Source organism: Leptospira noguchii serovar Panama str. CZ214, from assembly GCF_000306255.2.
Taxonomy (GTDB): Bacteria; Spirochaetota; Leptospiria; order Leptospirales; family Leptospiraceae; genus Leptospira; species Leptospira noguchii.
The window spans coordinates 14283-27015 of sequence record NZ_AKWY02000008.1 but is presented as its reverse complement, the minus strand read 5'-3'; the positions used below and the strand labels follow the sequence as shown (position 1 = coordinate 27015).

The 12733-nt window shown below is 38.3% G+C and carries 10 protein-coding genes; all 10 read right to left on the bottom strand.

The window, feature by feature from the left end; translation table 11 throughout:
* Positions 1-437: 437 nt before the first annotated feature.
* The gene (locus LEP1GSC059_RS03755; RefSeq protein WP_036057011.1) at positions 438-1574 is read right to left on the bottom strand and encodes a hypothetical protein; all 1137 of its coding nucleotides are present in this window, start codon (positions 1572-1574) and stop codon (positions 438-440) included.
* Positions 1575-2238: 664 nt separating this feature from the next.
* Entirely contained in the window at positions 2239-3663 is a 1425-nt protein-coding gene (locus LEP1GSC059_RS03750) for an MBOAT family O-acyltransferase (protein ID WP_020980310.1), read from the bottom strand.
* Positions 3664-3674: 11 nt separating this feature from the next.
* Positions 3675-5861: a GAF domain-containing protein gene (locus LEP1GSC059_RS03745; RefSeq protein WP_020980307.1), complete on the bottom strand. Its 2187-nt coding sequence runs from the start codon at positions 5859-5861 to the stop codon at positions 3675-3677.
* Between the two features lie 3 nt (positions 5862-5864).
* Positions 5865-7604, bottom strand: coding sequence for a hypothetical protein (locus tag LEP1GSC059_RS03740; protein ID WP_036057009.1), 1740 nt, complete (start codon positions 7602-7604; stop codon positions 5865-5867).
* A gap of 12 nt (positions 7605-7616) precedes the next feature.
* On the bottom strand, positions 7617-7898 hold the full coding sequence (locus LEP1GSC059_RS03735; RefSeq protein ID WP_002178711.1) for an SLBB domain-containing protein: 282 nt from the start codon (positions 7896-7898) through the stop codon (positions 7617-7619).
* An 87-nt stretch (positions 7899-7985) separates the two neighbouring features.
* Complete coding sequence (gene atpC, locus LEP1GSC059_RS03730) at positions 7986-8369, bottom strand: ATP synthase F1 subunit epsilon (RefSeq protein WP_017214577.1); 384 nt, start codon at positions 8367-8369, stop codon at positions 7986-7988.
* Between the two features lie 5 nt (positions 8370-8374).
* Complete coding sequence (gene atpD, locus LEP1GSC059_RS03725) at positions 8375-9778, bottom strand: F0F1 ATP synthase subunit beta (protein ID WP_017214576.1); 1404 nt, start codon at positions 9776-9778, stop codon at positions 8375-8377.
* A gap of 17 nt (positions 9779-9795) precedes the next feature.
* The gene (gene atpG, locus LEP1GSC059_RS03720) at positions 9796-10656 is read right to left on the bottom strand and encodes an ATP synthase F1 subunit gamma (RefSeq protein WP_002153271.1); all 861 of its coding nucleotides are present in this window, start codon (positions 10654-10656) and stop codon (positions 9796-9798) included.
* A gap of 14 nt (positions 10657-10670) precedes the next feature.
* Entirely contained in the window at positions 10671-12182 is a 1512-nt protein-coding gene (atpA, locus tag LEP1GSC059_RS03715; protein WP_002178476.1) for a F0F1 ATP synthase subunit alpha, read from the bottom strand.
* Entirely contained in the window at positions 12172-12732 is a 561-nt protein-coding gene (gene atpH, locus LEP1GSC059_RS03710; RefSeq protein ID WP_017214575.1) for an ATP synthase F1 subunit delta, read from the bottom strand. The genes atpA and atpH overlap by 11 nt, the downstream gene beginning before the upstream one ends.
* Position 12733 lies beyond the last annotated feature (1 nt).

Genomic DNA, 12733 nt, shown 5'->3' with positions numbered 1-12733 from the left:
AAGAATCAATAATTTACACTTTAACCATATGAATTCAAAGAAAAATCAGGGCAAATCCGGCTGCCATAAGCAGCCGGACCGGGCTCTCAGCTCTGGTCAATAAATTGTATATAAGAACGTTATACGACTTATCACCGTAGATTTCAATTTATCGACCCCGCATCGATCCCTTTCGCATTATACCGAATTCACATTAATACAATAATTTGTCTTTAGTTACAATTTATTATAGAACGCGATCTGTCGAACAACCCATGAAAAGTAAGACGCTGAGTTACTTCGAGCGCCCAGAAACGACTCAGTTTGAGAGAGTATTCTGCTGAGTTCTCCTGCGCTTCAATTGCTTTCGCATGAATTCTATCGAACTCACGTAAAATGGCACTTTATGATAAAAATTTATGTATTCAGTTTGATAGAGCTTAGCAATGACCGTTTAATTATAAATTAAGACTATAAATTTTTTCCGCCAAAGTCGGGACAAGCTTCTTCATTCCACAAGTATTCAAGTGAGTATAATCCCCAAAATCACTCAGTTCAAACAAAGAGCCTTCAACCTTCCAGTACGAAATTGTTTCTTTCACAAGAATCGATTCCCAAAGAGGCATCAAAGTAAGTGTCGAAATTTTATTTTCAAAATCGGGACGAAACGGAATAGAAACCGCCAAAATCGGAACATTTTGAGACTTCAAATAAGAAAATAATTCTCTCCAAGCATTTAAAGAAGACACTCTTGTTTTATGTAAGGAGGCTTCTGCGTTTGGAGGAAGAGGAATCGGATTTTTATTTGGAACACAAACGCCATCGTAAGAGAATTCTTTTCCCCAATCCAAATATCCTTTATTTTTTGAATATTCTATTTTTATAAAATTATTTTTATTTAAATTAACTTTCCATTTTTCAATAGGGTTTCCAGAAAGAAGGTTCTCAATTTTTTTTTCAGAATAACTAAATTCATCTCCTTCTCCTATAATTTTCAAAGTTGTAGAAACGGACGCATTCAAACGCAAAAAAGGAAATACTCTTCCTAAAAGATAATAAAGCCCCGAAGAAACATTCTTTAGATAAAAATTTCTAAAAATCGTTTTTGTAAAAATCTCAGAGTGAAAAGAATCATAGTTCAATTCTAGACTTCGGTGAGCGCTTGCTACGTCCATATCCGCAATCGAAAAAACGGAACCGTTTACAATCACCAAGGAAGGTTTAGTTTTTATTTTTCGTTCGTATTCTTTCCACCGTAACAACATTCCTTCCGGCTGTTCGGATGGTCTGGGCAAAAACCAAATGGGGCGACCAATTTTTGTTTCTAATTCCTGCGGATGAACCCCGGAAAGTATCTGACTATCTCCTAAAAATACAATCGGTGCTTCTCGATTTAAATTGGATTCCGTATATAAAAAAGAATCCAAACGAGACAATTGATCGTATAAAAAAGAATTTTTCTCCTGAAAGAATAATAAATATGGAAATAATATAAATTGGAACGTTATGCAGAAGAGAAAACCAATGACCCAGCCAAAAATTTTATTTTTTACAAAGCCCAGATGAAAGCCAGATACAAAGTTTATTTTTTTCAAAGTAAAACTCCTAAATCTTACATCAATAAAAACATTATTTTTTAAAAATATGTTTTTCCATAACGATCTCTAAACGACTTAACCTTCGAAAAAATGTCACATACGTTAGTTTAACACAAAGACTAGTTTTCATGAAATTGAATTTTTTTATTAACAAAACGTGAATTCAGAGCAAGTACATTTTAGCAAATAAAAACTTAATCTTCATAGAGGCATACCAGTTTCTTCGAAATTTCTGTTATCGCTTTCTCATTGTTGCATAGAACTCAAGTTAAAAAATATATAAAAACGATTGTACTACTAATCTCTATAAAATTGAGTACCGTTAATTTTATTACAAAACGCTGATCCATGCAAAATATTAAGTATTTTATTATATAGTTATGAGCAACCTAATCCCAAACTTTTAAAATGCAGAAATTCACACAAAATTCCGAAATTACAATTTATAAATTCTTATATAAGAACCTGTATATTTTGGAACAAAAACACATTTTAGATACAGAATTTTAAACATCCTATTACAATTCTTCATTAAAATTTCCTATTTTTCTAATATTTCTTATATTTGATTTCCTGCTCAAAAACTTAAATCTGTAAAATTACCGAAGGCACGTTTATAACTCAACAAAATCATAAATTACTTTAAATCTTTGGAATAATCTTAAAACTGAAAATAAAAGAATTCTTTCTTTTCAAAAATCCCAAATAAGCAAAACAAAATTCCAATTCCAAAAGAAAATAAAATCAAGCTAGATTGTTTTTCGACAATCTTATCAAAAAACAAATCGGTTCCTCCCGAAACGATCATCCAAAATTCCACACAAAACAAAGGAAATAAAAGAAAAAATAATTTAGCCGCAAACACGGAATTCCAGTAAAATCCTCCAAATGTATTCTCGATCAAACTCCAAAGTTCACCCGGAGAATTTACCTGAAACAAAAGCAGCCCAAGAGCAAACATCCAAAAAGTCAAAAAAAGTCCAATTATTTTTATAGAATATTTTAAAACTTTAATATTCTTATTAATTAAATTTAAAAAGTATTTTTGAATTAAATTATAAAACACAACCTGCAAACCACAATAAAATCCCCATACTAAATACCCATATGTGGCTCCGTGCCAAAGCCCTCCTAAGATCCAAACGATCATTAAATTTACGTTTTGGCGAAACAAAGAAACTCTATTTCCCCCTAAAGGAATATAAAGATAATCCCTTAACCAAGTAGAAAGTGAGATATGCCATCGCTTCCAAAACTCGGAAGGGTTGGACGAAATAAAAGGAAAATTGAAGTTTAACGAAAGCCTAAAACCTAACATCTTTGCAAGACCGCGTGCTCCATCCGTGTATCCACTAAAGTCGGTGTAAACCTGAAACGCAAAAGAGAAAGCGATCCAAAATATCATACCAGAAGGAAGAGACATTCCCGGTTCCATCACCTTATTGGTAAAAAACAAAAGATGATCTCCTATAAACACCTTCTTAAACATTCCCCAAAAAAATAAAATCGCTCCGGAAACAAAACCGTTTTGATCTACTACACGTTCCTTTTCGATCTGGGGTAATAAGGAATCCGGTCTTTCAATAGGTCCAGCCAACAACAACGGAAAGAATAAATCATAAACTCCAAAACGTATGAAGTTGGAACAAGGAGTTATTTTTCGGGATCGAATATCAGAAAGATAACTGATATTGTGAAATGTATAAAACGAAATTCCTATCGGCAATAAAATTTCCGGAATGGGAAGAATCGAAGATGGAAACAGAACTCCCAAAGAATCGTTCCAAATACTTAAGAAAAACAAAATATACTTAAAAAAGATCAGAATTCCCAGATTTAAAACAATTAAAAAAACGAAAATTCGTTTTCCACGGATTTCAGCAGACGTTTTACCAAGCCAAATTCCCCCTGCAAAATTAAAGGAAATACAAAAGAGCAAAAGTAAAACCATCTCCGGTTTCCAATAACCGTAAAAAAACAAACCTCCAAAAAACAAAAGAAGATTCTGCCCCTTCAAACCGAGACGAAAATAGATCAGACAAAAACCTATAAAAAAAAAGAGAAAATTCAGAGAATTGAATAACATTCTCTATCGATCTAAGACTCTTCGAGTAATTCTAAAATTCTTTCTTTTTCTTTTGTATCCGCAGGATAACAAAGAGTATGTTGTACAACTGAGGTTTGAAAATCTTTGGACCTACGATCCACTTCAACAAGACGATTTTTAATTTTACGAATGAGTACCTGTGTCTCTTCTCGATCCTTTCCATCCAGAATCATCGCGTATTTTCCTTGTCCGATCCGATAGTGAAAATCTACTTCAGATAAATTATCTTGAATGGCCTTTCTAAGTTCCTCACTATAATTTACAAAAAATCCGGAACCTTTTAATTTAACCATTCTAGATATATTCTGAATTTTGAATATAGTTAGACTAAAACAATTTCCTAGTCTAGTCGATTTCAAAATCATCTCTTCTATTTTTTCCTCAACAGGACTAAATGGATCCTTAAATACCGAATCTCTTTCCTGAACCAGTAGTAAATTGGAAAAAACAGGTGCCAGCACCTCTGAAATGCCAACTGCGGTTTCTCGATCAGAGTCAGTCCAAGGAACTTCAGTTTCATGAACGATCCACATTCCAACAAGCCAATGTAAATTAATCAAAGGAATAACTATAAAATCAGTCATAAGCCCAAGTTCGTCATTGGACAATTTTTGTACAAGCTCGGGATGTTTTCTAAAATTTTCGATTCTAAACACACCCGGAATGTTAGAAACGATTCCTACGATCGAACTTTCCAAAGAAAGCCTAAAACTTCCTACGTGTTCTGGAGTGAGTAAGTTGGAAGCAAATACTCGGAATTCGTTTTTATTTTCCAAAATCATAAACGTAGCGCGACGGACTTTTAATTCTTCTCGAAACGCAGAAAATAATTTATCATAGGCTTCATCCATACTACGGACGGAAGAAAAATCTCTAGCAAGCGAAATGATCAACTCGTTGGCACGAACCGTTTCTTTTAGATTTTGATTTTCTTGATGAAGTAGTTCGGCATCATAAATTCTTTTATATACTGAACCAGCGATTTCCCCGATGATCTTTAAAAATTCAAGATCTTCAATCGTATAATCTTCTCCGCTGATCGTTTGACCTAGAAGAATGATTCCAAAAAATTCTTCGGTGGTTCGAATCGGAACTAAAAGTTCAGCTTCCGATTGCTGTAGAATCTCTCTTTCCTTAGCAGGAAGAGTCGGTTTTAAAAGTTCCTTGGCATAAAGAACCGATCCAGCGTTATGCACCGCATGATAGATTTCCTCTTCCGAAGAAATAGTCCACTCTTGATTGAAATTTTCACCTTGGTAATCTTCCAAACGAAAAAAATCCTGATTTCCATTTTTAGAAGAAAAGATCCCAATCGATTCGGAACCTATTTGCCCCATAATCGAAAACAAAAGATTTTCAAAAAAGTTCGCAAAGTCTGTAGAGATTCCTATTTCCTTACTGATTTCAAAAACAGAAATATAGTTCTCTAATTTTTTTCGAGAAGCAATCTGAAGATCTATAGGGGAAGTAGTAAAATTAGAATCGTCGTCAAATAAGAATCCATCCTTTTCGGAAGCGGAAATATTTGGATCTTTTTTAGGAGGAGTTCTACGTGCTTCTTGTTCCGCCTCTTTAACCCAATCATCAAAAGGATCCTCCTCTAAATGCGTTACGCTATCATTAACATTAGTATCGTCTAATATTTCTTTTTTATTCTGTTCTTGTATCGAAAGTTTATCAGAATCGTCAACTATTTGATCTATTGACTCTGAATCCAATGAAGAAGTTGTTTCGTCTTCAAAAAGATCATCTATAGTGACATCATTTTCATCTTGTGATAATTCCTGAATATCATTCTCGTCCAAGTCTGAAATTGTTTCGACCGGGTCAGAAAGATCAGGATTTGAAAACTCTTCTTGTTCGTTTGTATCCAAAGAAATTTCGTCTAACTCAGGGATAAAAAACTCCTCGGAATTGGATTGAAGATCATCTCCGAAATCAACGGATTCTTCGGAAGAAATCGGCAGTTGATCCTCTTCAAACGGCGATGATAAAACAATTCCCTTTTCTTCGGATTCCTTTCTCATACCAAGGGCTTTTTGTAAAAATCCTTGTTTACGCTGAAGAGATTCGGATTTTTTGAGCAGTGATTTTTTTACTTCCCCAGAAGACGTCGAAGTGGAAATCCCCGACGAATTCGATCGGACTAACTTACTGACTCTTTCCAGCAATCCCATCGGTCATACACCGATCTGCTTCATTAGTTTTTTATAAAGTTCGAAATAATCAGAACGAGAAAATTCTCGAATAAGATCATCCGGCAAATTGCCTAACAATTCGTCCAAATACGTCATGATACGTTTCATTTCGTCCTTAGAAGGAACATCTCCTGAAAGTTGTCCGGTAATAGCTTCCGTTTGATCGGGAGTTTTACGCAGTTCTTCAATTGGAGAAGGCTCTTCTTCGTCAGCGTATTCGTCCAATACGATGACCATTTCTTGGTCTTTTACAGACTCCAACGTAGGAACAATTTTAGAAACTTCCTCTTCTTTTGAAACGTCTTCATCAATTGAATCAAAAGCATCCAAATCCGAAACCGGAGGAAGTTCTCCTAAAATTTCACTTAGATCTTCTTCCGCTTCTACTTCAGATATATTCGAGCCAAATTCGTCTTCCGACATTGCAGCTGGTTCTTCATTTTCAGAAGCCAGTAAATTACCAAGCTCTTCATCAGAAAGTGCAATCGGTTCGTTTGCATCTTCATCTTCTTCTAAAGAAATTTCAGATGGCTCCGAAGTAGGAGAATCCCAATCTACTGCTTCTGGTAAGTCACTTGGTTCTTCCGACATTGCAGCTGGCTCTTCATTTTCAGAAGCCAGTAAATTACCAAGCTCTTCATCAGAAAGTGCAATCGGTTCGTTTGCATCTTCATCTTCTAAAGTTGAATTTTCCAATTCTTCCAAATCGTTTGTAGGAAGTTCAAAATCTTCAAAAGACAAAGAATCTTCTTCAGACAAAACAGGACTTCCAATTCCTTCCAATTCGTGTTCCGGAAGGGAAATTTTTTCTTCTTCAGAATCTTCAAACAAGGAAGAATTAGAAATCTCATCCAAAGACAATAAATTGGAATCCTGTTCAACCGGAAGAGAAAAATCTTCATCTTCTATGTGAGTGATAAAATCAGGTAAATCATCATCCGAGACACCTGAGGATGTATTGAGTATATTATCCAACTCATTTCCGGAAAGTGAAATCGGGGCGTCTTCTTCTTCCAATTCGTCTAAAAAGGTTTCGGATCTTTCCCCAGTAATTTCACCTAACGTAGAATCCTCATCTTCGGTTTCAGAACCTACAGAAGTAGAAATAAAATCGGGAAGATCGTCTTCAGCAGCAGGAGCTATTTCTCCTAGTTCAGTTTCGGATAACGCGATTGGACCTTCTTCATCGCTTAAAAAATCTTCTTCCTGATAAGATTTTTCATTTTGATCTGACAATTCAAATTCTTCTAAATCTTCCTCTCCAAAACTGAACGCGTCCGGTTCCTCGGTTAAAGAGTTATCTAATTCAGAAAAATCAATTCCGTCGTCAGGTGCTGAATCTCCAGGAATAAAAAAAGAATCATCAGATTCTAAATTAGAAATTTCTGATATATTGGAAATGTCGTTTATATCCAATAATTTATCTATTTCCGCGTCTACAAGAGGATCTGTTAATTCCAAATCCAAAGTATCTTCTATATTAAAATTTGCGGAACCAGTCGTTTCTTCGGAATGAAATACAAAATCGCTTTCAAAACTAGAAGGGTATTCCTCTCCTGAACTAGCTACAAGACTTTCTAAAGGATCCAAATTTATACTCAGATTTTCAGGCTCGGAAGAAAGTATAGAATCAATATCGTCGAATTGTAATTCGTCCATACCGACATTGCGACCTTCCTCGTGTGAATTGTCGTCCTTGACCATTTCGTAATCTTCCGCCATATTCCTATAACATCATTCTTTCAATTCGATCGTCTGTCCGTCCAAAATTTCCCGATCGAGTTCTAGTTCCAACGTGGAAGGCTTTTTAAAACCTCCCGCCATACGAACCAAATCATCCAAAGTATCTCCTTTATGAAGACGATAAACTCCGGGATGAACAACATTTCCGCGAATCGACGCAGAAATAGGTTCAGACTGGAATATACTTCGAATCTGTTCCTGGTTTTTTCGTAAGAGAAAACCTACGCTTAAAAATAAAACCATTCCTGCGAAAACACGAATCGTAGTTTTCATAATACCTAATGTTATCCCCAGATCTCCATTGTATTCGGAGAAAAGAGAATCCTTGCTACTATTTTCGGAAATTCACACCCCTAAAAGTTAGCGGGATGCGACTAAAATTCGAGTTTTTGTTTTTTGGAGGAAAAGATTTTTAGAATCGGATGGAGGAAGTTTTTCCGCTTCTATTAAATTCTTTTTTTCGACTTCTAAATCGATGTCTTCTTTAAGAGCGCCGTGGTCCGTAAGAATGCTGATAGAATTATCTTTTACTTCGATAAATCCCTCTTCTACGGATAATACCTTGAGTTTGTCGCTTTTGCGGATTTCGAGAACTCCGATTCCCAAAGTAGCGACCAAAGGAGCGTGATCCGGAAGGATTCCGAAAAATCCTTCACTGCCAGGAACGATCAGAGAATCCACTTCCCCTTTATAGAGAATCTTTTCAGGGGAAATTACGGATACTTTGAGTTTATTCGCGGACATTCGCGTTATCCTTTATAACCTTTTGCCTTTTCGATGGCGTCGTCTATAGAACCAACCATATAAAAAGCTTGTTCTGGAAGGTGATCGTAATTTCCAGAAATCACTTCTTTAAAAGAACGAACCGTATCAGCAAGTTTTACGTATTTTCCAGGAGCCCCCGTAAACACTTCTGCCACGTGAAACGGTTGAGAAAGAAATTTCTCGATTTTTCTGGCTCTGGCTACGAGTATTTTATCGTCTTCGGAAAGTTCATCCATACCCAAGATGGCGATAATGTCCTGAAGGTCTTTGTATCTTTGCAAAATTCTCTGAACTTCCCGAGCGACTAGATAATGTTCTTCTCCAAGAACCTGTGCGTTCATTACTCTGGAAGTAGAATCCAATGGATCCACCGCGGGATAAATTCCTTTATCTGAAATCGCACGAGAAAGAACGGTAGTTGCGTCCAAGTGAGCAAATGCGTTCGCAGGAGCCGGATCTGTCAAGTCGTCCGCAGGAACGTAAATTGCCTGAACGGAAGTGATCGATCCCTTTTTAGTAGATGTAATCCTTTCTTGAAGCGCCCCCATTTCGGTAGAAAGTGTAGGCTGATAACCCACCGCAGAAGGCATTCTTCCGAGAAGAGCAGACACTTCGGAACCAGCTTGCGAAAAACGGAATATATTATCCACGAACAGAAGAACATCAGTTCCAATAGAATCACGGAAATGTTCCGCCATTGTAAGAGCGGATAACGCAACTCTCAAACGAGCTCCAGGAGGTTCGTTCATCTGACCGTAACAAAGAACAGTTTTGTCGATTACTCCAGATTCCTTCATCTCTCTCCAGAGATCGTTTCCTTCGCGGGTTCTTTCCCCCACTCCGGCAAACACGGAAAATCCACCGTGTTGTTTTGCAATATTGTTGATGAGTTCCTGAATGAGTACTGTCTTTCCTACTCCGGCTCCTCCAAAGAGCCCGGTCTTTCCACCTTTGATATAAGGAGCGAGAAGATCGATTACCTTGATTCCGGTTTCGAAAACTTCAGTTTTAGAAGTAAGTTCGTCGAAAGAAGGAGCGGCTCTGTGAATCGGACGGGTTTCCTTTACGGTGATCGCAGGACCTTCGTCGATGGTTTTACCTAAAACGTTGAAAATTCTTCCGAGGGTCGCGTCTCCTACGGGAACACTGATCGGTTTTCCTGTATTGGAAACTTCTTGTCCTCGAATCAAACCATCCGTGGAAGAAAGAGCGATCGCACGAACCGCTTTTCCTCCAATATGGGTTTGGACCTCGGCGATAATCGTTTCTTTTTTTCCGGAAACGATCGTTTCGATTTCCAATGCATTATAAATTTCTGGAAGTTCTCCGTTTTCAAATTCGATATCCAAAACGGATCCGATGATCTGCTTGATTTTACCTTTATTCATCCAAGTCGCTCCAATACTTAGTTCAGTGAATCCGCTCCGGCAACAATCTCGGAAATTTCCTGAGTGATTTTTGCCTGTCTAACGCGGTTATATCCGCGGGTGAGCAGTTTGATCATTTCAGAAGCCGCGTCTGTTGCGGACTTCATTGCGATTCTTCTGGCGATCTGTTCCGAACAGTTCGCTTCTAAAATCGCCTTTAAAAAGGCCGTTTTTACGACCAGAGGTAGAAGGGATTCGAGAACCTTTTCCGGACTCGGTTCGTAAACCATCATATCGCTTACACTTTCTTCTCCAGCGGGTTCCAAAGGAAGAACTCTCGTAACTTCTGGTTTTTGAGAAGCAGAAGAATAATAGACGGTAGACGCAATTTCCACCACGTCCACTTCTTCCTTGGCGAAAAGTTCCAAAAACAAATTGGCAAACTCTTCCGCTTCTTTGTAACCAGACTTATCGTCTAGATGAGTGTAGTTTTTTTCTGCCTTTTCTCCCGCAAATTTGAAAAAAGAAATTCCTTTCTTGCCCACAATAAAAAGACGAACGTTGACTCCCGCCTTTTTATATTCCGCGATCTTCGCTTTGGCCATACGATTTACGTTAGAATTGTATCCGCCACAAAGTCCTCGGTTCGCGGTAATGATCAAAAGAGCCACGGTTTTTATTTTTTCGGGTCTTCTTAAATAAGGACTATGTACCACTCCGCCAAGAGAGGCCAAAGAGGAAACGAGCTCCTTAATTTTATTCGAAAAAGGATGAGAGGCGTTCACCCGGTCGCTGATCTTTTTAGATTTGGCCGTAGAGACCATTTCCATCGTCCGGGTGATCTTTCTAGTATTCTTTACCGAGTTGATTCTTTTTTTGATTTCTCTGGGAGTTGCCAAAGCGAACCTCTATCTCAGTGCTTTCTTAAAAATTCTTCCGCGACCTTAGAAAGAACTTCTCCAAGTTTTTCTTCGTCGGAGATTTTCTTTTCTTTGCGGATCGATTCCAGAACTTCGGAATATTGTTCCTTGATCATATTCAAAAGATATTTTCCGTATTCTTGAACTTTTGCTACTGGAATTTTATCCATAAATCCGCGAGTTACCGCAAAAATTTCCACAACTTGTTCTTCCACCGGATACGGAGAAGAAACTGGCTGCTTGAGCATCTGAACGATTCTATTTCCGCGATCAAGCTGCGCTTGAGTTGCTGGATCCAGTTCAGTTCCAAGTTGAGCGAACGCTTCGAGGTCGCGGAACTGAGCGAGTTCTAGTTTCATCTTTCCTGCGACTTGTTTCATCGCTTTGATCTGAGCCGCAGATCCAACCCGAGAAACCGAAATCCCCACGTCTACCGCCGGACGGTTACCGGATGCGAACAAGTTAGATTGAAGATAAATCTGTCCATCTGTGATCGAAATCACGTTAGTCGGAATATAAGCCGAAACCTCACCTTCCTGAGTTTCGATAATCGGAAGCGCGGTTAAGGAACCAGCGCCGTATTTATCGTCCAGTTTAGCCGCTCTTTCGAGAAGTCTAGAGTGAAGATAAAACACGTCTCCAGGATACGCTTCCCGACCCGGAGGACGGCGAAGCAGAAGGGACATCTGACGATATGCAACTGCTTGTTTAGAAAGATCATCGTAAACTACGAGAGTCGCTTTCTTTTCGTTATACATAAAATATTCCGCCATACTACATCCTGAATAAGGAGCGATGTATTGCAGAGGAGCCGGATCTGCAGCAGTTGCAGAAACCACGATCGTATATTCGAGAGCGCCTTTATTACGGAGCATCTCTACTGTAGAAGCCACTGTAGAAGCTTTTTGTCCGATCGCCACATAAACGCAGATCACTCCGGTTCCTTTTTGGTTGAGAATCGTATCGAGTGCGATGGAGGTTTTTCCGGTTCCTCGGTCTCCAATGATGAGCTCCCTTTGCCCGCGTCCAATCGGGATCATCGCGTCGATCGCTTTGATTCCGGTTTGCATCGGTTCGCCTACGGGCTGTCTCATCGCAATTCCCGGTGCTGGAGATTCTACAGGTCTTGTAAGTTTGGAATTGATCGGACCTTTTCCGTCAATCGGTTCGCCTAACGGATTTACTACGCGTCCCAGAAGTTCGGGACCAACAGGAACTTCGAGAATTCGGTTCGTTCTTTTAACGGAAAATCCTTCCTGAATATCCAGGTAATTTCCGTAAACCACAACTCCCACAGAGTTATCTTCGAGGTTGAACGCCTGGCCAAAGATTCCGTTTTGGAATTCCACCATTTCTCCGGACATTACGTTTTTAAGTCCAAAAACTCGGGCAATTCCATCTCCGATCTCTAGGACCGTTCCAACCTCTTCTACACCCAGATCTTTTTTATAATTTAAAATTTCCTGCTTGAGAACGGACGTAATTTCGTCTGTCTTAATTTTCATAGATGGCTCCAACCGGTAATTTCTTTTCCAGCATGGACTTCTTGATTTCCACCAGCTGGGAAGCGATTGACTTTTCGATTTTTAAGTCATTAAATTGTACGACGAATCCGCCCAGAAGAGATTTGTCTTCCGAAACTTCCAAAATAAATTCCGATTTGAATTTTTCGGAAAGAATGGATCCGAGTTTGGCCGCTTGAGCGGGTTCTAAAGAAGGATAACTTCTTACTTGAGCGCGCACCCTTCCCTTTTTCTTATCCAGCTCTACGGTGAATTGTTTTTGAATTTCAGGAAGATAAAGAATTCTTCCCCGATTCAAAATTACTCCTAAAAAGTTTAAGGTTATATCCGAAATTTTTCCTCGGAGATTTTTTATCAAAACCTTCTCTTTCTCTTCGTTAGATACGATAGGAGAAAGAAAAAAATTTTTTATCTTTTCGTCTTTGAAAAGTAACTGAGTTAAATCACCTAACTCTTGTTCCACTTCTTCGGGAACATTTGTTGCTCCTAAAAGTGCAGAAGCGTATGTTTTGGAAACACCGAAATCGTTCATT